Below are 19410 nucleotides of genomic sequence, written 5' to 3' on the forward strand. Positions count from 1 at the left end.
AGCCCCTATGTCGCGCTCGGTACTGGTCACCGGCGGCAGCCGCGGAATCGGTCTGGCCATCGCCCGTGAACTGGCCGCGGGCGGAGACGACGTCGCGGTGACCTACCGCTCCGGCGAGCCCCCGGAGGGCCTGCTGGGTGTCCGCTGCGACATCACCGACTCCGCCCAGGTCGACGCCGCCTTCAAGGAGGTCGAGGAGGCGCAGGGCCCCGTCGAGGTGCTCGTGGCCAACGCCGGGGTCACCAAGGACCAGCTCCTGGCCCTGATGAGCGAGGACGACTTCTCCTCCGTGCTGGACACCAACCTCACCGGCTCCTTCCGCGTGGCCAAGCGCGCCGTGCGCGGCATGATGCGCAAGCGCTCGGGCCGCATCATCCTCATCTCCTCCGTGGTGGGCCTCCTCGGCTCCGGCGGCCAGGCCAACTACGCCGCCTCCAAGGCGGGTCTGGTCGGCTTCGGACGCTCCCTGGCCCGCGAGCTGGGTTCGCGCAACATCACGGTCAACGTCGTCGCCCCCGGCTTCATCGAGACCGACATGACCGCGGTCCTGTCCGAGGACCGCCAGGCCGAGATCAAGAAGAACGTCCCGCTGGGCCGCCTCGGCTCCACCGACGACATCGCCAGGACGGTGGGCTTCCTGGCCGGGCCCGGCGGCGCCTACATCTCCGGAGCCGTGATCCCCGTCGACGGCGGCCTGGGCATGGGCCACTGACCGGGTCCGCCCCCTTTTTCTCTCCCTCAGCCACCGGAAGGGCTCCCCTTCCGCAACGGACCAAAGACAGGACGGACGACCCGAACATGGGAATCCTCGAAGGCAAGCGCATCCTCGTCACCGGGGTGCTCACCGACTCCTCCATCGGCTTCCACGTGGCCCGCCTGGCCCAGGAGCAGGGCGCCACGGTCGTGCTCACCGGCTACGGTCGCCTGAGCCTGGTGGAGCGCATCGCCAAGCGCCTGCCCGAGACGCCCCCGATCCTGGAGCTGGACGTCACCGACGACGAGCAGCTCGGCACCCTGGCCGCCCGCGTCGGCGAGCACGTGGACGGCCTCGACGGCGTCGTGCACTCCATCGGCTTCACCCCGCAGGACGCCCTGGGCGGCAACTTCCTCAACACCGAGTGGTCGGACGTGGCCACGGCCATGCACACCTCGACCTTCTCCCTGAAGTCGCTGACCACCTCGCTGATGCCGCTGATGAAGAACGGCGGCTCGGTCGTGGCCCTGGACTTCGACAACAGCGTCTCCTACCCCATCTACGACTGGATGGGCGTGGCCAAGTCCGCGCTGACCTCCACCGCCCGCTACCTGGCCCGCTACGTCGGCGAGCAGAACATCCGGGTCAACCTGGTCTCCGCCGGGCCGCTGAGCACCATGGCCGCCCGCAGCATCCCCGGGTTCTCCGAGCTGGCCAAGCACTGGCCCGAGCGCGCCCCGCTGGGCTGGGACGTCACCAACCCCGAGCCCGCGGCCAAGGCGGTCGTGGCGCTGCTGTCCGACTGGTTCCCCGCCACCACCGGCGAGATCGTCCACGTCGACGGCGGCTTCCACTCCACCGGGGCCTGACCGTCCCGACCGCGCCGACCGCACCGACCCCGGCTCTCCGGTACCGGTGCCGCGGCGCGCGCGTGCGGTAGGTTGACGCGGGCGGGCCACCCCCAGGGGCGGCCCGCCCGTCTGCTGTCGCGGGGCAGGTGCGGTGTGTACACCCGTGTGCCGGAAGCGGCGCGTGTGACCCTGGCAGGCGGCCGTGCGAGCCGAAATTGAAGGGGACGGGGTATGGATCTGGGACTGACGGGGGCACGGGTCGCCGTGACCGGGGCCAGCAGGGGGATCGGCCGGGCCATCGCGCAGCTGTTCGCCGTCGAGGGCGCCGACCTCGCGATCTGCGCGCGCACCCCCGAACCGCTGTCCGAGGCGGCCCGGGAGCTGGAGGAGACCGGCGCACGGGTGTTCTCGCGCGCCCTGGACGTCACCGACCACGACGCGCTGCCCGCCTTCGTCGACGACGCCGCGGCCGAGCTCGGCGGCCTGGACGTGCTGGTGTCCAACGTCTCCGGCGGCAGCGCGCCCACCCCCGACCAGTGGGAGCGCGGCTTCGCGGCCGACCTGATGCCGTTCGTGCGCCTGACCGAGGCGGCCCGGCCCCACCTGCTGGCCTCCGGGCGCGGCGGCGCGGTGGTGCTGATCTCCAGCACCTCGGCGCTGCACACCACCGTGCCCGCCGGACCGCGCTCCTACGGCGCGGTCAAGGCCGCGCTCAACCACCACGCGTCCTCGCTGGCCCGCGCCTGGGCGGGGGAGGGGGTGCGGGTCAACACCGTCTCTCCCGGACCGATCGAGTTCCCGGGCGGGGGCTGGGAACGCCGCCGCGAGAACGACCCGGAGTTCTACGAGTCCGTCCGCGAGCGCATCCCCTACGGCCGCCTGGGCCACCCCGACGAGGTCGCCCGCGCGGTGGCCTTCCTGGCCAGCCCGGCCGCGACCTACGTCACCGGGCAGAACCTGATGGTCGACGGCGGGTTCCTCGACCGGATCTGAGCATGCCCGCCGCGGCCGGATCTGAGCGCGCCGGCCGCGGCCGGGCCGACTCGTGCGCTGGGGGTCAGATCCGGGATCGGGTGTCGCGCCGGTGTGCCAGCGGGCGCGGGACCATGACGGCGGCGTCGCCCCGTGCGCTGGGGGTCAGATCCGGGATCGGGTGTCGCGCCGGTGCGCCAGCAGGCGCAGGACCACGACGGCGGCGCCGAGCACGCCCGCGGCCAGCGTCGCCGCCGTCACGTCGGGCACCCACGTCAGGGCCGGGCGCAGGCCGTAGCTCGCCGTCAGCCCCGCCGCCGCGACCACGGCGACCAGTCCGAGGGCCGACCACAGCCCGGTCGCCCACCGGCGGGGCCGCCGGACCCGCACGGCCGCGACGGCACCCGCCCCCAGCGCCGCCGCGGCGGCCGTGGGCGTCCACACCGACGCCAGGTACAGCGGGTCGGTGCCGGGGGAGGAGGGGGAGCCGCCGCCCGCGACCATGTGGGCCAGCCCGAAGGCGACCGCCTGGATCCCGTTGTCGCGCAGCATGTCGTAGGTGTTCTGGAGGACCGCCACCGCCCTCTCGCGCCCGGGCAGCACCACCACGATCGCCACGTACCCCGGGGTCGACCCGCCGTGGAAGACGATCGGCTCACCGAGGTCGGACAGGGCGGTGTCGCGCCAGCCCAGGCCGTACTCCTGCGCCGAACCGGGGACCGGGACCAGTCCCGTGCGGGCCCGCTCCAGGGCGGCGGCGTCCAGCACGGGAGGCTCCGCCTCCAACTGCGCCCGTGCGAACGAGGCCAGGTCGGTGACGTCCCCGCCCAGGTAGCCGTAGGCGGCTCCCGCGTCGTCCACGCCGTCCGCGTCGGCCACCGGCACGCCCCACAGCGTGCGGTGACCCGCGCTCAGCCCCGCCTCCCGCGCCTGGGCCGCGCTGGTGAAGACGCCGTCCATCCCCATCGGTTCCAGGACGCTCGCGCGCAGGTGGGCGCCGAGGTCGCCGGTCACCTCCTCCATCACGGCGCCCAGCACGAGGTAGTTCGCGCTGCTGTACTCGTGCGTGCCGGGGTCCCCCGGCTCCGAGGCGGCGATGCGCGCCACCCGCGCGTCCAGGCCCGGGGCCTCCTCGCCGTAGAGGTCGCTGGTGGCGGCGGCGGTCCGCGCGGTGAGGCCCGAGGTCTGGGTGAGCAGGTCGCGCACGGTGGGGTCGGCGCCGAACTGCGCGAAGACCGGCAGGTACTCCTCGACCGGGGCGTCCAGGTCCAGGCGCCCCTCCTCGGTCAGGACCAGCGCGGCGGTGGCGGCCACGGGCTTGGCCACCGACCCCCACAGGAACGGGGTGTGCTCGTCGACCGGGGCGCCGTCGCCGTCCACGCCGAAGGCCCCCCGGTGCTCGACGCCCTCGGGGCCGACCACGGCGTAGGCCAGCCCGGGGGTGTTGGTGGCGGCCATGCGTTCTTGGACGTAGGCGTCCATTGCGGCGGGGTCGGCGGGGTCGGCGGGGTCGGTGGGAGCCGGGTCGTTCGGTGGGGCTGTGACCACGGGGGACAGGGCGAGCCACAGGGCGAGGGGGATGTGGGTGAGGGGGCGGGGCATGAGGGGGCCTTTCGATAACCGTATCTCCATACGATTATGACCGTACCATGATACGGTTATCCGGTGCCGAGAACCGCAGACCACGCCCAGAGGCGCACGCAGATCACCGGCGCCGTGTGCGAGCTCATCGCCGAACGGGGGCTGGACGCCGTGACCGTGGCCCGCACGGCCGCGCGTGCGGGGATCTCCGTCGGGCTCGTGCAGCACTACTTCCCGTCCAAGGACGACATGCTGCTGCACGCGTTCGAGCGGGTCAGCACGGCCGTCGCCACCCGCGTCGCGGACGTCGTCGGCGAGGGGACCCGGCACGAGAGGACCATCGCCGAGATCCTGCTGGCCGCGCTGGCCGAGCACCTGCCCCTGGACGAGCCCCGTCGGGCGGAGTTCCGGGTGATCCGCGTCTTCGCCGGACGGGCTCTGGAGAACCCTGCCCTGGCCGAGGTGGACGCCCGTACCGCGGACGCGCTGCACGCCGAGATCGCCCGTGCGGTGCGCAACGGTGTGGAGTGCGGTGAGGTGGAGGCGGACGTGGACGCCGTCGCGGCCGCCGCCCGCGTGGCCGCCGTGGCCGAGGGCCTGGCCACCCAGGTCTACCGGGGCGGCCCCGGAGCCGCCGAGCGCGCACGGGAGGCGTTGCGCGCGGAACTGGGCTCGGTGTTCACGGGGGAGTGCCGCCAGTACGCCCGTTGAACCGCTGACTCCGGCCGCGTTTCCGGCCGCGAGCTTGGTCGCGGCTGCGGCTGTGGTCCGCGTGACCGGGCCCCGTGTCGCCTTTGGGCCGCCCGGACTCGATGAGGCGTGAGAGGGCGGCCTTCGTGCAGGTTCATGGGGAGGTCGAGGTGTCCGGCTGTACCAGCAGGGCGGCGACGTTCTCCTTGGGGTAGCGGCGTGCTCCGCCCGGGGTGCGGAACGGTTGGAGCACGCTGTCCCATTCGCCGCGGTGCAGGCTGCGGGTGCGGATGTTGAACAGGGCGGCGACTTCGCCGGGGGTGAGGACGTCGGGGCGGCTGTCGAGGAGGTCGCGGTAGTCGGGCATGAGGGGCTTTCCGTGTTCGTGAGCGTGGTGGAAGCGGTGGAGCGGGTGGGGTGACCGGTGGCCCCGCCTCTTCGGGGAAGGAGGAGGCGGGGCCCAGGGCCGGTACGGAGGTCACCGGCCCTTCGTCCGCGCCGTCACGGGGGATGGCGCGGAGTGTGGAGGGGCTGGGCTACCGGGGGACGGGTCACCAGGGGAAGACGGCGCGTACGGTGATCGCTCCGCAGGAGTGCTGCTTCCAGTCCCAGTAGGAGCACAGGGCCTCGACCAGGCGCAGGCCGTTGCCGCCGGGGCACAGGGGTTCGGGGGCGGGTACGCGTGGGAACGTGGCTGCCGCCCCCGGCTTGGGCCCGTTGTCGGTCACCCGGAGTTCGAGGTGGCGCGGGGTGCGTTCGATCTCCACGCGGATGGTGCCTCCGGGGAGCCCGGACGCTGAGTGCCGAAGGGCATTCGTCGTCATTTCGGAGACGGCGACGCTGACCGGTTCGGCCAGACTCGGCCGGGAACGGGTGGCCTGCGCGGCCCAGCGGCGGGCGATCTTGACGTGGCCCAGGTCGGGGCCGAGCAGAATGCCTGATTTGGTGCTGGTTCCGCACAGTCGGCGTGGAAGCGCCGGGGCTTGGACGATAGGCTTTGTCATGTCTCACCTCGGGTGTCTCGGGGTGGGCCTACGCCCCGGGTGCCGCTCTCTACTTCGGCACCGGGGCGTCTTTTGCTGTGTGGGGCCTTCCCGCCCGATCCCGGACGGGGAGTGTGCGAGCTGCCCTCGACCCTTCGGATAAGGCAAAGGCTGCAAGCAACAAAAGGCACCGGCTCCCAGCAAACAACTATCTGCTGGTTCTGATCTGACTATGCCTAGGCACAGCTCAGAGGGCTAGAGATACAACAAGACAGGGTCAACAACTCACAATCTGTTGCGAGCCTGGTTGGCTTGTTGCACTCTGGTTGTGTGACAGACAAGGTCCATCCAGAATGGAAACCCTTCGGTGAGCGGTTGCGTGAACTACGCGCGCAAGCTCGGATGTCTCAAGAGGACATCGGCAAAGTCCTACAACACACCGGGAGCATGGCCGGTCACCTAGAACGGGCCACACGCAAGCCAAATCGGGCGCATGCCCGTAAATTGGACAGGGCCTTCGCAACAGGTGGCGAACTCGAAAACCTCTGGTTGGAAGTCACCCAGGGGACGGGTGTGCTGCCGTGGTTCCGCGATTCCTTGGAGATGGAACGACGCGCGGACGCCATCTCGGACTACCAGCCGATCCTGGTTCCGGGTCTGCTCCAGACCGCTGACTACGCTCGGGTCCTCATCACGGCCCGACAGGTCCGTAAGACCGCAGAGGAGATCGAAGAGGTGGTGAAGCTTCGCACGAGCCGCCTGCGTACTATTCTCCCAACTCGCCCCAAGTTGTGGTCTGTTGTGGAACAGGGCGTGATCAACAGGGTCATTGGGGACGAAAAGGTGATGTTCGAACAGCTACAGCACATCATCGCGCTGGCTGAGCAAGGTACGATCCGGTTCCAGGTGATTCCGGACGACGTGCGTCACCACTGCGGCCTGTGCGCCCCATTCCGGCTGATGAGCATGGGTGGACGTAAGGCCGTGCAGATGGAACATACTCTGGGGGGAACCACCTTCGACCGCGCCCCAGAGGTCGAGGAGATGGCCGACCTGTTCGGCGCGCTCCAGGCTGAAGCGCTGTCCCCTCGCCGGTCCCTTGACCTGCTGGATTCGACAATGAAAGGCCTGCGATGAGCACCGGAGATTGGCACAAGTCCTCCTTCAGCGACGGCGGTGGCGGTCACTGCGTAGAGGTCGCGGAAGGGCCTACCACTCACGTTCGTGACACCCAGAACCGGGAGCTGGGCCACCTGTCGGCCGAGGCCTCTGAGTGGACGGCGCTGCTGGCTGCGGTGCGTGGCCAGTAGCCGAAGCACTGTCTCCACGACGGTCCCTCGAAATCCTCCATGCGAGAATGAAAGGTCTGTGATGAGCACCGCCGAGAACGGTTCCTGGCACAAGTCCAGCTACAGCGATGGCCGGGGTGGGGACTGCGTGGAGGTCGCGGAAGGGCCTACCACTCACGTTCGTGACACCCAGAACCGGGAGCTGGGCCACCTGTCGGCCGAGGCCTCTGAGTGGACGGCGCTGCTGGCTGCTGTGCGCGGCCAGTAACGAAGTAGCGCAAACCGGCCCCGCCCACCCCCGGGCAGGGCCGGTTTCTGTCGTGCGCCCCGTGGCTGCCGAGGGCCATCCCCGCATTCGCGGAAAGCCACGACGGGGCCTCGGAACATCCGCCGGTAGCAGCTGGGTGTGGACTGGCCGGAAACGTTGCTGGTGTGGCGCAAGGGTTCTGACCTGCGATGATCTTGTACTTATAGCGAGGTTCGAGCACCCAAACTCGCTATAAGTACAAGATCACGGCGGGTGGGGCCACGGCCGCCGTAGGGAGGGTTCACCCTGGCAGACGGTCCGTTTTCATGACTGCCCGAGGCAAAGGCAGGAACCCCTACCCCTCGCGCAGGATCCTCACCAGGCGGGTCGTCCGCTCCTTGGCCGCGTTCTCCCGCACACCGGTCTCCAGCCCGCCGCCGGTCGCGTCCACCAGCGACACGTGCCGCGTCGCGCGGGTCAGCGTCGTGTACACCTGAGGCCGCGACACCGGCACCTCCGGAGGGAACACCGCCACCACGGCGGGCCACCGGCCCCCGTGCGCGGCGGCCACCGTCACCGCCCAGCCCGGACGCAGCGCCGCCGGGTCGGTGACCTTCACCCGTCCGCCGCCGACCAGCTCCACCACGGCGCCGCCGTCCACCTCGCGCAGACGCCCCGTGTCACCGGGCCCGTAGCCGGGCCCCTCCGCCGTGAACAGCACCCGGTCGCCCACGTCGAACCCGCCGTGCGCACCCGGGCCGGGGTTCAGCCTCTCCTTGCACGCGGCGTTGACCGCCCGCGCACCGGCCGGGCCGTCCTCCCGCGCGGTCACCACCTGTACGTGCTCGGCGCCGATCCCCAACGCGCGCGGAATCGAGTCCGTCACCAGCTGCACCACCCGGTGCACCGCCTCCTCTGCCGACGCCGCCAGAACCCGCACGACCTCGCGTCCGGGCGCCTCCACCTCGGGAACCCCGCCCCCGGCCACGGCCGCCGCCAGCTCCGCGATCGGACCCGGCGCGCTGTCGTCGGCCACCTCGGCCACGTGCGCGGTCCGCGACGCGGCGATGTCCACCACCACCTGGCCCGGCGTCGCCGACGGCGCCTGGTTCAGGTCGGCCAGCAGCACCAGGTGGGCGTCGTCCGCGCACACCGACGCCAGCTCGGCGGCACGGGCCGCACCCACCGACATCGCCTCGCAGAGCACCACCAGCCCGGCACCCACCGGCGCCTGCGCCAGCAGTTCCGGCAGCGACACCGCCCGCACAGGGGACTTCGGGGGCGCTTCGGACCCCTGTGCTTCCTGCGCCCCCTGTGCTCCCTGTGTCTTCTGGGCTTCCTCGGCCTCTTCGGTCCCCTGCGTGTCAGGGGCCTCCGCCTTCGCAGCGCCCTCGGCTCCCTGAGCCCCTTCGGACCCCTCCGCCTCCTCAGCCCTCTCGGCTTCCGGAGCCTCCTCAGCGTCCTCGGCCTCCGACGCGGCCCCGGTGCCCCCGGCCTCCGGCTTCCCGCCGGTCTCCGCGGGAGTCTGCGCCCCCTCGGAACCCCCGGCCGCGGCCCGCTCCCCGCGGACCCGCGCCAGTTCGGCGTTGACCGCCGCCGCGGCCTGCGCGGTCGGCGCCGCCACCGCGATCCCCACCTGGCTGTCGGTGGCGATCGCGTCCAGGCACACCAGCGCCCGCGCGATTTCCGCGGCGTCGCCGGGGCCGTGCCGCAGCACCGTCACCGGGCGCAGGGTCGCCGTCACCAGGGCCTCGCGCGTGCGGTCCGAGATGGTGAACCCGCCCTGCTCCACGGCCGCGTCCACCGTCTCGCCCGCGGTCATCGAGTCCATGATCGGCTCGTTGCCGCCGATCAGCCGCAGCAGCTGGTCGCCCAGCCGCTGCTCGGCGTGCCCCACGTCGGGCAGGGCGTAGAACAGCTCGGTGTCGGGCAGGTCCGGCACCCCGCCCCCGCCCTCGGTGAAGTCGAAGTCCTCGTCGTCGTCCTCGTCGGTGCTCTCCAGCACCACCGCGCTCCCGTCGGCCACGGCCGCCTCCAGCGCGGCGGCCGGGTCGGCCACCCCGAGCTTGCCGACCACCGAGGCCAGCTTCTTCTCCTCCACCACGGTGTGCCCGCGCGCGGCGGACATCCGCAGCACGTGTTCGGTGAACGCCGCCAGCCGCCGTGGGTCGTCGGGCCGCGCGCCCTCGCCCAGGTGCCTGCGGGCGCAGAAGTCGGCCTGCTCCGCGGTCACCTGCGGCAGGCGCAGCAGCAGCCACGGGTTCGCGTCCAGCGCGGCGGCGGCTCCCGGCCCCAGCACGCCCAGCAGCCGGGGAGCCAGGGCGCCCGGCGCACCCATCCGGTCAAGGACGGCACTGACCTGTTCTGCCTCGGACACCTCGGGCGGTTCCCCTCGTCATACGGTTCACGGACTCTGGGGGAGCCTATCGACTGGCGACGACGCTCAGTTCCCGCTCCCGGGGTCCGCCCGCCGACGCCCGCCCCGGTTCCCCGGACGCCCCGGGCCTCCCGGACGCGCCTCGGAGCCTCCCCACCCCCGCGGACTAACCCCGCGAACGCCCCTGGCTCTCCCGCTTCCCCCGCCTGCCCCGCCTCTCCCGCCTCCCCGGCTCCCCGGCCGGGTCCCCCTCGCCGACGACCTGCCGCACGGCCGCGCACGGGTCGGTCGTGGGGGAGGACTCCTGGATGGCGACGGCCGCGCGCTGGGCGATCCCGCGGAACAGCTCGCGCGCGGGAGCGTCCAGACCCGCCAGGACCTGCTCCTCCACCTCCCGTACCCGTTCGCTGACCGCGGCCAGGACCTCGTGGCCGTGCGCGGTGGCGCACACCCGCCGCACCCGCCGGTCGCCGGGGTCGACCCGGCGCCGCACGAGGTCGGCCTCCTCCAGGTCGTCGAGGAGGTAGGTCATCACGCTGCGGTCGATCAGCAGCCGCTCGGCCAGGGCCGCCTGCGTGGGGGGCTCGTCGAGCGAGACCGCGGTGAGCACGTGGTAGCCGCGGCTGCCGTGCGGGACGCCGTCCAGGACCGCCTCCACCCGCTCGTGCCACCGGCGCAGAACCACGGCCAGCGACCACCCCAGGTTCGTGTCCTGGCCCGGTTCCGGGCCAGCGACCGGGGTCGGGTCCGCGCCTGGGGCCGCGCCCTGTCCCGCACCTGGAACCGCGGACGGGCCCGCGGCCGTGTCGGCGACCGGGGCCGCGTCCTGTGCCGGTGACCCGCCGTGCTTCGGAGTGGGGAGTGCCATGCCCCGAGGCTACCAGGAATAGGTGGAACACAAGATAAGTTGTTGTCAACATCGTTTATTCAACAAACTAGTTTCGGCTTCCTCCCGAGGAGAGAACCCATGCCCGACTACGGACACCCCCTGAGGTTCGGCACCTTCGTCACCCCCGCGGCGCAGGACCCGGACCGCACGGTCGCGCTCGCCGAACTCACCGAGGCGGCCGGACTGGACCTGGCCACCTTCCAGGACCACCCCTACAACCCCGGCTTCCTCGACACCTGGACCCTGCTCAGCTGGGTCGCCGCGCGCACCACGCGCCTGCGGGTGTCGGCCAACGTCCTCAACCTGCCCCTGCGCCCGCCCGGGGTGCTCGCCCGCGCCGCCGCGAGCCTCGACCTGCTCTCCCACGGCCGCCTCGAACTCGCCCTGGGCGCAGGGGCCTTCTGGGACGGAATCGAGGCCATGGGAGGCAGGCGCCTCACCCCGCGCCAGGCCGTCGACGCGCTCAGCGAGGGCATCGACGTCATCCGCGCCGTCTGGGACACCGACGCCCGCGGCGGTGTCCGCGTGGACGGGGAGCACCACCGCGTGCGCGGCATGAAGCGCGGTCCCGCGCCCGCCCACGAGATCGGCATCAGCCTGGGCGCCTACAAGCCCCGCATGCTGCGCCTGGTCGGTGCCAAGGCGGACGGCTGGCTGCCCAGCCTCGGCTACCTCAAGCTGGAGGACATGGCCGAGGCCCACCGGACCATCGACGAGGCCGCGCTGGCCGCCGGGCGCGACCCCCGCCAGGTCCGCCGCATGCTCAACCTCGCCCAGAGCGCCTTCCTGCCCACCGGCAAGGACTTCCTCCAGGGCCCGCCCGAGCAGTGGGTCGACGACCTGCTGCCCCTGGTCCTCGAACACGGCTACTCCACGTTCATCGTGGGCACCGACGACCCGCGCACCATCCAGACCTTCGGCGCCGAGGTCGCCCCCGCCCTGCGCGAGGCCGTCGACCGCGAACGCGCCGACGCGGGCACCGCCACCGGTCCGGCCCGCGCCGCCGCCTCCCTGGCCGCGCGCCGCCCCGGCATCGACTACGACGGCGTCCCCGAGAGCCTGCGCGAGCACGCCGTCGAACCCGGCGACCGCGCCTACGCCCGCGTGCGCCACGGCTACATGCAGCACGGCTCACCGGGGCTGGTCCTGCGCCCCGGCAGCGCCGAGGAGGTCGCCGAGGCCCTCGCCCACGCCCGCGCCCAGGACGCCGAACTGCACGTGCGCAGCGGCGGCCACGGCATCAGCGGGCGCTCCACCGGCGACGGCGGCGTCGTCGTGGACCTCTCGCGGATGAACGGCGTCGAGGTCCTGGACGCCGGCTCCGGCCTGGTCCGGCTCGGCTCCGGGGCCCGCTGGGGCGAGGTCGCCGACACCCTCGCCGCCCACGGCCTGGCCCTCAGCTCGGGCGACCACGGGGGAGTGGGCGTCGGTGGTCTGGCCACCACCGGCGGCCTGGGATACATGGCCCGCGCCCACGGCCTGACCATCGACAACGTGACCGCCGTCGAGGTCGTCACCGCGGACGGAACGCCCGTGCGCGCCGACGCCCTGAACCACCCCGACCTGTTCTGGGCCATGCGCGGCGCGGGCGCCAACTTCGGTGTGCTCACCGCCGTCGAGGCCACGGCCGCCCCCGTGCGCGACGTCGTCCTCGGCCAGTTCGTCTACGACGCGACCGACACGGCCGCCTTCCTCCGGGCCTGGGGAGAGGTCGCCGAGGCCGCGCCACGCGAGGTCACCGCCTTCCTCACCACGGGCCCCGCGCGCGGCGGACGCGGGCCCACGGCCCAGGCCATGGTGGTATACGCCGGGGACGACACCGACCTGGCCGTGCGGGCGCTGGAGCCCTTCCTGTCCGTGGGCCCAGTCCTGGACCAGCGCGCCCAGCTCGCGCCCTACTCCGCCCTCCTCGTGCGTGCCGACGGGCCGCACCAGGGCCATGGGCTGCCCGAGTCGCGTTCGGGCCTGCTGCGCCACCTCACCCCGGACTCGGCCGAGGGCCTGGCCGCGCTGCTCACCTCGGGCGACGTCATGTTCATGCAGCTCAGACAGGTCGGCGGCGCGGTCAACGACGTCGCGGCCGACGCCACCGCCTACGCCCACCGGTCGCAGAACTTCTCGCTGGCGGCCATGACGGCGACCCGCAGCGCCGCGCGCATGGACGAACGGTGGGCGGACCTGGACAAGCACCTGGAGGGCATGTACCTGAGCTTCGACACCCGCACCGGCCCCGAGGTGCTGGCGCGGGCCTTCCCCGAGCCCACTCTGGACAGGCTGCGGGCCCTCAAGGCCGTGTACGACCCGCACAACGTGTTCGACAAGAACTTCGCGATCGCGCCCGCGGCCCGGGGCTGACCGGGTCCCGCCGGAGCCGGACGGCGGTGCGGGGTTCCCCGCGTGCCCGGTCCCCGGGGAGGAAGGTGTCGGAGCGCTCGTCCGCGCGCGGGCGCTCCCCGCGTCGGCGCGACCCGGGGGAAGGGCCGGTCCCGGGGCCGCCGTGGCCGGTCGCGCTCTCGCGCCCTCGGGCCCCGGAGGAGGGAGGAGCGGGGAGCCCCCGGCCGGAGGAGGGGCGTCAGCGCTCGGGGCGCGCCGTGGCGTCGTCGAGCGCGTCGCGGATCTTGGGCGGCAGCTCCACGCCCTCCACACCCAGGATCTCCTCCAGCTGCGCGAGGGTGCGCGGACCGACCACCGCCGCGGCCACGCCCTCCTGGTCGCGCGCCCAGCTCAGCGCCACCGCCAGCGGCGACACGCCCAGGCCCTCGGCCGCCGTGCACACCGACTCCACCACCCGGCGGCTGCGGTCGTCCAGGTAGGGCTCCACGTACGGCGCCATGTGGGAGAAGGCCGCCCGCGAGTCCGGCGGCGTCCCGTTGCGGTACTTGGCGGTGAGCACGCCGCGTCCCAGCGGCGACCACGCGATGAGGTGGGCCCCGGCCACCGCCGCGGCGGGCCGCAGACCGTGGTCGGCGCTCCGGTTGAGCAGCGAGTACTCGGTTCCCACGCTCACCAGGGGCACCCGTCCGGGCCGTGCGCGCTGCCAGGTGGCCAGGGTCGCGAACTGCCACGACTCCAGGTTCCCCGTGCCCACGTAGCGGGCCTTGCCCGCCGCCACGGCCGTCTCCATCGCGGCCAGCGACTCCTCGGGCGGGGTGGCGGGGTCGAACACGTGCAGCTGCCACAGGTCCACGTAGTCGGTCTGAAGGCGTCGCAGCGAGGCGTCCAGGGAGGCCAGCAGGTGCCGCCGGGAGGCGTCCACCGGCCGGTAGCCGTCGGGCGTGTGGCCGGTCTTGGTGGCCACCACCACGTCCTCGCGGCGCACCGAGGCGCGCAGCAGGCGCCCCAGGATCCGCTCGCTCTGGCCGCCGGTGTAGATGTCCGCGGTGTCCACGAGCGTGCCGCCCGCGTCGACGAACGCGGTGAGCTGCTGCCCGGCCTCCTCCTCGGAGGTGTCCTTGCCCCAGGTCATCGTGCCGAGAGCGGTGCGTGAGACCCAGAGCCCTGATCTGCCCACCTGTCGCTGTTCCATGCGGCGGAGAGTACCGCGTCCGTCCGACGCCGTCCCCGGACACACCCCCTCCGCTCCCCTCGGACGCGGCCGTGAGCGGGGCGTTCGCCGCGCGCACGGCCGTGTCCCGGGCCCTGGGGCGGGCGGCCCGAACCTGGTGGCCCGGATCCGCAGGCCCCCGCGGACCGCCCCGGGCCCAGCCGCCCCCGTGACGGTCCGCCCCGTGCCGGTCCGCCCCGCTGACACCGGCTTCCGCCGACGTGTGCGAGCCGTCGTCCCCGTGCGCTCCGGGCCGCCGCTCCCCTCGGGCGACGCGGCGCCGCCTACACCCCGCCCGACCCGGCACACCGTTCCCGCGACCGCGGCCGGGGTCCTGCGCTCCCGTCCGCTCCGGGCCTACCCTGTGACCATGGCGACACCCGCAGCACCCCAGGACACTCCGACCCCGCCGCCCCCGCCCGAGGCGGTCACCCTCCTCCTCATCCGGCACGGGATGACCGACGCCACCGGCCCCCGCCTCGCGGGGCGCGCCGCGGGCGTCCACCTCAACGACACCGGCCGCGTCCAGGCCGCGCACCTGGCCGGTCGGCTCACCGGACTCCGCCCGGCGGTCCTCGTCTCCAGCCCGCTCGAACGCTGCCAGGAGACCGCCGAGGCCGTCGCCGCGCAGCTCGGCGTCCCCGTCACCACCGACGAGCGCTTCATCGAGTGCGACTACGGCTCCTGGACCGGTCGCGGTCTCGGCGAGCTGTCCGACGAACCCCTCTGGCGCGTGGTGCAGGACCACCCCAGCGCCGCGCGCTTCCCCGGAGGGGAGGCCCTCGCCGCCTCCTCGGCCCGCGCCGTCGCGGCCGTGCGCGACTGGAACGCCCGTCTGCTCTCGGCGCCGCACGCGTCCGCCGCCGCCGACGCCCCGTCCGCACCCGAGGACCCGCCCGTGTACGTGGTGTGCAGCCACGGCGACATCATCAAGTCCATCGTCGCCGACGCCCTGGGCATGCACCTGGACCTCTTCCAGCGCCTGCGTGTGGACCCCTGTTCGGTCACCTCCATCACCTACACACGCACCCGTCCCTTCCTCAACAAGCTCAACGACACCGGGGAGAGCCTGCCCGCCAGCCTGCCGACCCCCGCCGAGGCCAGCGGGGACGCGGCCGTGGGCGGCGGCGCCGGTTCCCAGGAGACCGCCGCCGACGCCCCCTGACCGGCCCGCTCCCGCCCCGGTGGGCCGCCGAGAGGCCTCAGCGGCCCACCGGGGCACGGCCTGACCGTCAGGCGTGCTGGAGGCCCCGGCCGCCGTTTCGTCTCCCCTGGCCCGCCCTACCTCCCGGGTCGCGCTCTGCCTCCCCGGACCAGCGGGTCACTGGGCCACGATCATGTTCTGGCCCGCGCTGATGCGCCAGCCGTCCTCGCCCCGGGCGCAGACGTACAGTGCGCTGCCCGCAGGAGCGCCGGTCGGCTCCCCGTCCGCGTCCACCGCGGTCTGGGCCACCTGCACGGCGATCACGTCCGGGCGGATCTCCAGCAGGTTGGCCACCTCGTACCGGGCGTAGGAGTCCGCCAGCCTCGGCGCCACCTCCTTGGCGAACTCGGCGATCTGGGCGGAGCCGACCATCCGCCTGCCTCCGGCGGAGGCCCACAGCGCGTCCCCGGCGTAGTGGTCGGCCAGCGCCACCGGGTCGTGGGCGTTGAAGGCGTTCTGCAGGCTGCGCACGAGACCGTGGATCTCGGCCAGGGCCCTTGTAGGGCCCTCGGGGCTCCGGCGGGTCCCGGTACGGGTCTCGGTCTGCTCGGTGTCGCTCATGGTCGCGTCCGTTCCTCTCGGGGGCGGTGGTCCGTCCCGCTGGAACGAATCAACAACCTCAACATTTGTTGAAGTCAAGGCCCGGTGGCGCGGCGCGCATCCGCCCGGCGCCCGGCCCTTCGGCCCCACCCGGGCCCACCAGCGCGTCCGGCGGGTTTGGCGCCGGGACGCCCGCATCCCGTAAGGTTCTTGGCATGCCCGTCTTTCAGTTCAATCCGCCGGAGCGGTTCGTCGCGGGGACCGTGGGCCAGCCGGGAGACCGCACCTTCTTCCTCCAAGCCGTGGGCGAGGGGCGCATCACCAGCGTGGTTCTGGAGAAGGCGCAGGTCGAGGCGCTCGCCACCCGCATCGAGGAACTACTGGAAGAGGTGCACCGGCGCTTCGGCTCCCCGCCGGAGGACACCGCCCCGCCCGAGGACGACGCTCCCCTGGAGCAGCCCATCGAGCAGGACTTCCGGGTCGGCACCCTGGCCCTGGCCTGGGACGCCGAGGCCGCCCGCGTCATCATCGAGGCCCAGGAGATCGACGAGACCGCGGGCGAGGACCTGATCGAGGACGACGAGGAGGAGCTGGAGGTCTTCGCCGAGGAGGCCCCCGCCCACCGCTACGTCCTGCGCGTCTACCTCACCCCCGGTGCCGCCCGCTCCTTCGCCGGACGCGCGCTGAAGGTGGTCGCCGCCGGACGTCCGGACTGCCCGCTGTGCGGACGCCCGCTCGACCCCAACGGCCACATCTGCGTACGCCAGAACGGCTACCGGCCCGACAGCCTCGTCTGAGGCGCGGATGAGCACACCACCGGCGGGCCACCGGGCGCGCAGACCCGGGGGCCCGAGATGAGGGACACCGCCGACGCCTTCGACGGACTCAGCCCGGCCGCCGGGCTCGACCTGCTCCGCAGCGGGGAGATCACCGTGGAGGGGCGGCTGACCTCCGCCTCCAACGCCACCCTGTACTGCACCGTCTCCGACGGTGTGCGCTCCGCCGCCTGTGTGTACAAGCCGGTGGCGGGGGAGCGGCCGCTGTGGGACTTCCCCGACGGAACCCTGGCCGGGCGCGAGGTCAGCGCCCACGCCGTCTCCGAGGCGCTGGGCTGGGAGGTCGTCCCGCCCACGGTGCACCGCGACGGCCCGTTCGGCGAGGGCATGGTGCAGCTGTGGGTGCACGGCGACACCACCGTGGACCTGGTCGCCCTGGCGCGGGAGACCGACAACGCCGCCCTGCGCCGCATGGCAGTGTTCGACGCGGTCATCAACAACTCCGACCGCAAGATCGGCCACCTGCTGCCCACCCCCGGCGGACACCTGTACGGCTGCGACCACGGGGTCTCCCTCGCCGAGGACTACAAGCTGCGCACCGTGCTGTGGCAGTGGCAGGGCCAGCCGCTGCTCCATGACGCCCTGGAGGCCCTGGGGGCGGTGCGCGACCAGCTCGCCGACGCGGACAGCGCCCTGTCCCGGGAGCTGGCACTGCACCTGACCGGACCCGAGGCCTACGCGGTGCGCAGCCGGGTGGACCTGCTCATCCGGCACGGCATCCACCCCTACCCGGCGCCGGACTGGCCCGCGGTGCCCTGGCCGCCGATCTGAGGTCGGGCCAGGCCTCCGGCCGCCCGGTGTGACGGGCACGGGACGGGCGCCCTGACTGCCTGCCGCACGCGAACACCCGGACGGGCGTTTCCCCGAGCGGGAGTCCGGTCCGGTGCGGGGGTCCCGACTACCGGGGGGTGGGAATGGCGTGCTCCTTGCCCCTGACGGCACAATGGGGCACGTGAGCAACGAGTGGAACTACCTATTCGACATGGACGGCGTGCTCGTACGCGAGCAGCACCCCATCCCGGGCGCGGACGAGCTCATCGCGGAGCTGCGCGAGAACGGGATCCCGTTCATGGTGTTGACCAACAACTCCATCTACACCCCCCGCGATCTGCGCGCGCGTCTGCTCAGCTCGGGCCTGGACATCCCCGAGGAGTCGATCTGGACGTCGGCCCTGGCCACCGCCCAGTTCCTCCAGACCCAGCGCCCCAACGGGTCGGCCTACGTCGTCGGTGAGTCCGGCCTGACCACCGCCCTGCACAACGTCGGCTACGTGATGACCGAGCGCGACCCCGACTACGTGGTGCTCGGTGAGACCCGCACCTACAGCTTCGAGGCCATAACCCGCGCGATCCGGCTGGTCCGCGGCGGCGCCCGGTTCATCGCCACCAACCCCGACGAGACCGGTCCCAGCGCCGAGGGCCCGCTGCCCGCCACGGGCGCGGTCGCCGCGCTGATCGAGAAGGCCACCGGTCGCCGCCCCTACTTCGTGGGCAAGCCCAACCCGCTGATGATGCGGTCGGCGCTGCGCCGGATCGGCGCGCACTCGGAGAACACCCTGATGGTGGGCGACCGGATGGACACCGACGTGCTCAGCGGGTTGGAGGCGGGCCTGCAGACCCTGCTGGTGCTCTCGGGCATCTCCGGGCGCGAGACCGCCGAGCAGTTCCCCTACCGTCCGACCCGTGTGATCGGTTCGGTGAAGGACCTGGTGGGCATCACCCGCGACCCCTTCCAGCGGGACTGACGTCCGGACACGACGACGGGGGCGGCGGACCGTGTCCGCCGCCCCCGGGTGTCGCGGGGTGTCAGGCGCTCTGCCGCTGCTTGGCGAGCTCCTCCACCTTGGCCGCCTCCTCGCGGCGGCGGGCGCGGAGCAGGGCCAGGCGCTCGGCGAGGACCTCCTCCAGGTCCTCCATGCTCCGACGCTCCAGCAGCATGTCCCAGTGGGTGCGCGTGGGCTTGGCGTTCTTGGGCTCCTCGCCGGAGCCGTCCCGCCGCAGGGCGCGGTCGCCGCAGAAACGGCACTCCCACTCGGCGGGAATCTCTGCCTCGGTCGCGAAGGTGACCGAGAAGCGGTGGCCCCGGGTGCAGTCGTAGGTGACTTCCTGCCGCGGAGCCAGGTCGGTGTTGCGGTCGTTCTCGTAGCTCGTCGCCCCGAGCCGGGTGCCGCGAAGTGCTCGCTCGGCCATCGTGTGGGTGCCTCCAGGCGCTTGTGCGGTCTCGCGGGGTGTAACGCGTCGGTCCACGTCAAGATTCCCCGCTGACCTGAGGTCGAACCACCTCCGGCCCCCGGGGGCCACCCCGATCCCAAAACATCGTCCGGTGCGCCGAGTGTGGCACATGTGACCTGGGACACTCCAGACTGGCTGTTTCGGGTGTGTCTCTATATGCGCCCGCCAGGGGAGAAAAACGTCCGCTAAGCCCTGCTTTCGTCTTCCCGGCGCACCCTCCTCCCTGGTGGGGAGGGCGCCGCGCCTCCGCGACCGAATCAACGGCCGCACGGTCCCGCCGGTCGTCATCCACGACCGCGGGGCGATCCCGCTTGAACCCCGCCCGTCACACTGTGTCCACCCTTACCGCGCTCCCCTCCGGGCCCGTCACCGCACGGTTCCCGCAGTTCACGACTGGAAAGGCGCGCGCACGACAATGGCTTGCGGAAAGGGCCGTGCCTTCCGGCCCTGGGGATTATCACTCTCCGGAACGCGCTCTGTGG

Annotated in this window: 20 protein-coding genes; 12 read left to right on the forward strand and 8 right to left on the reverse strand. The window is 73.0% G+C overall.

Annotated elements, in window-relative coordinates; all coding sequences use genetic code 11:
- Nucleotides 1-7 precede the first annotated feature (7 nt).
- The 3 genes from fabG (at nt 8) to HGB44_RS24380 (ending at nt 2538) form a co-directional block, all read left to right on the forward strand.
- Nucleotides 8-712, forward strand: coding sequence for a beta-ketoacyl-ACP reductase (fabG, locus tag HGB44_RS24370; protein ID WP_017564393.1), 705 nt, complete (start codon nt 8-10; stop codon nt 710-712).
- An 86-nt stretch (nt 713-798) separates the two neighbouring features.
- On the forward strand, nt 799-1563 hold the full coding sequence (gene fabI, locus HGB44_RS24375) for an enoyl-ACP reductase FabI (RefSeq protein WP_061081388.1): 765 nt from the start codon (nt 799-801) through the stop codon (nt 1561-1563).
- Nucleotides 1564-1776: 213 nt separating this feature from the next.
- Nucleotides 1777-2538, forward strand: coding sequence for an SDR family NAD(P)-dependent oxidoreductase (locus HGB44_RS24380; protein ID WP_061081387.1), 762 nt, complete (start codon nt 1777-1779; stop codon nt 2536-2538).
- Between the two features lie 144 nt (nt 2539-2682).
- Here HGB44_RS24380 and HGB44_RS24385 read toward each other — a convergent pair whose 3' ends face one another.
- The gene (locus HGB44_RS24385) at nt 2683-4119 is read right to left on the reverse strand and encodes a serine hydrolase domain-containing protein (RefSeq protein WP_061081386.1); all 1437 of its coding nucleotides are present in this window, start codon (nt 4117-4119) and stop codon (nt 2683-2685) included.
- 63 nt (nt 4120-4182) lie between these two features.
- Between HGB44_RS24385 and HGB44_RS24390 the strand changes: the two genes are divergently transcribed.
- A complete protein-coding gene (locus HGB44_RS24390) occupies nt 4183-4809 on the forward strand; it encodes a TetR/AcrR family transcriptional regulator (RefSeq protein ID WP_026114701.1) in 627 nt (208 codons plus the stop codon).
- A gap of 133 nt (nt 4810-4942) precedes the next feature.
- On the opposite strand, the gene HGB44_RS24395 is transcribed toward HGB44_RS24390, so the two are convergent.
- Nucleotides 4943-5155 (reverse strand): hypothetical protein, encoded by a 213-nt coding sequence (locus tag HGB44_RS24395; RefSeq protein WP_061081385.1) that lies wholly within the window; start codon nt 5153-5155, stop codon nt 4943-4945.
- 184 nt (nt 5156-5339) lie between these two features.
- Nucleotides 5340-5792 carry an ATP-binding protein gene (locus tag HGB44_RS24400; RefSeq protein WP_061081384.1) on the reverse strand — a complete coding sequence of 151 codons (453 nt, stop codon included), beginning with the start codon at nt 5790-5792 and terminating at the stop codon, nt 5340-5342.
- A 309-nt stretch (nt 5793-6101) separates the two neighbouring features.
- Here HGB44_RS24400 and HGB44_RS24405 point away from each other — a divergent pair, with 309 nt between their 5' ends.
- The 3 genes from HGB44_RS24405 (at nt 6102) to HGB44_RS24415 (ending at nt 7328) form a co-directional block, all read left to right on the forward strand.
- Nucleotides 6102-6908, forward strand: coding sequence for a helix-turn-helix domain-containing protein (locus HGB44_RS24405; RefSeq protein WP_168444128.1), 807 nt, complete (start codon nt 6102-6104; stop codon nt 6906-6908).
- Nucleotides 6905-7081 carry a DUF397 domain-containing protein gene (locus HGB44_RS24410; protein WP_061081382.1) on the forward strand — a complete coding sequence of 59 codons (177 nt, stop codon included), beginning with the start codon at nt 6905-6907 and terminating at the stop codon, nt 7079-7081. The genes HGB44_RS24405 and HGB44_RS24410 overlap by 4 nt, the downstream gene beginning before the upstream one ends.
- A 61-nt stretch (nt 7082-7142) precedes the next feature.
- On the forward strand, nt 7143-7328 hold the full coding sequence (locus HGB44_RS24415) for a DUF397 domain-containing protein (protein ID WP_061081414.1): 186 nt from the start codon (nt 7143-7145) through the stop codon (nt 7326-7328).
- Nucleotides 7329-7662: 334 nt separating this feature from the next.
- Here HGB44_RS24415 and HGB44_RS24420 read toward each other — a convergent pair whose 3' ends face one another.
- Together HGB44_RS24420 and HGB44_RS24425 are read right to left on the reverse strand one after the other, a co-directional pair.
- A complete protein-coding gene (locus tag HGB44_RS24420) occupies nt 7663-9684 on the reverse strand; it encodes a helix-hairpin-helix domain-containing protein (RefSeq protein WP_061081381.1) in 2022 nt (673 codons plus the stop codon).
- Between the two features lie 166 nt (nt 9685-9850).
- Nucleotides 9851-10552, reverse strand: a complete 702-nt coding sequence (locus tag HGB44_RS24425; protein WP_082768428.1) for a MarR family winged helix-turn-helix transcriptional regulator — start codon at nt 10550-10552, stop codon at nt 9851-9853.
- A 99-nt stretch (nt 10553-10651) separates the two neighbouring features.
- Here HGB44_RS24425 and HGB44_RS24430 point away from each other — a divergent pair, with 99 nt between their 5' ends.
- A complete protein-coding gene (locus HGB44_RS24430; RefSeq protein WP_061081380.1) occupies nt 10652-12928 on the forward strand; it encodes an LLM class flavin-dependent oxidoreductase in 2277 nt (758 codons plus the stop codon).
- 217 nt (nt 12929-13145) lie between these two features.
- Here the strand turns inward: HGB44_RS24430 and HGB44_RS24435 are convergent, their stop codons facing one another.
- Entirely contained in the window at nt 13146-14099 is a 954-nt protein-coding gene (locus HGB44_RS24435) for an aldo/keto reductase (protein WP_210752104.1), read from the reverse strand.
- Between the two features lie 388 nt (nt 14100-14487).
- On the opposite strand from HGB44_RS24435, the gene HGB44_RS24440 reads away from it, so the two are divergent.
- Nucleotides 14488-15282: an MSMEG_4193 family putative phosphomutase gene (locus tag HGB44_RS24440; protein ID WP_061081411.1), complete on the forward strand. Its 795-nt coding sequence runs from the start codon at nt 14488-14490 to the stop codon at nt 15280-15282.
- 156 nt (nt 15283-15438) lie between these two features.
- Here HGB44_RS24440 and HGB44_RS24445 read toward each other — a convergent pair whose 3' ends face one another.
- The gene (locus tag HGB44_RS24445; RefSeq protein ID WP_061081379.1) at nt 15439-15882 is read right to left on the reverse strand and encodes an SgcJ/EcaC family oxidoreductase; all 444 of its coding nucleotides are present in this window, start codon (nt 15880-15882) and stop codon (nt 15439-15441) included.
- 194 nt (nt 15883-16076) lie between these two features.
- Between HGB44_RS24445 and HGB44_RS24450 the strand changes: the two genes are divergently transcribed.
- From HGB44_RS24450 to HGB44_RS24460, 3 genes are all read left to right on the forward strand, one after another.
- Nucleotides 16077-16658 carry a DUF3090 domain-containing protein gene (locus HGB44_RS24450; protein ID WP_061081378.1) on the forward strand — a complete coding sequence of 194 codons (582 nt, stop codon included), beginning with the start codon at nt 16077-16079 and terminating at the stop codon, nt 16656-16658.
- 57 nt (nt 16659-16715) lie between these two features.
- Nucleotides 16716-17468 carry an SCO1664 family protein gene (locus tag HGB44_RS24455; RefSeq protein WP_061081377.1) on the forward strand — a complete coding sequence of 251 codons (753 nt, stop codon included), beginning with the start codon at nt 16716-16718 and terminating at the stop codon, nt 17466-17468.
- Between the two features lie 172 nt (nt 17469-17640).
- On the forward strand, nt 17641-18441 hold the full coding sequence (locus tag HGB44_RS24460) for an HAD-IIA family hydrolase (RefSeq protein WP_061081376.1): 801 nt from the start codon (nt 17641-17643) through the stop codon (nt 18439-18441).
- A 61-nt stretch (nt 18442-18502) separates the two neighbouring features.
- Here HGB44_RS24460 and HGB44_RS24465 read toward each other — a convergent pair whose 3' ends face one another.
- The gene (locus tag HGB44_RS24465; protein WP_017564414.1) at nt 18503-18886 is read right to left on the reverse strand and encodes an RNA polymerase-binding protein RbpA; all 384 of its coding nucleotides are present in this window, start codon (nt 18884-18886) and stop codon (nt 18503-18505) included.
- Nucleotides 18887-19410 lie beyond the last annotated feature (524 nt).

The organism is Nocardiopsis alborubida (genome assembly GCF_012396365.1).
Taxonomy (GTDB): Bacteria; Actinomycetota; Actinomycetes; order Streptosporangiales; family Streptosporangiaceae; genus Nocardiopsis; species Nocardiopsis alborubida.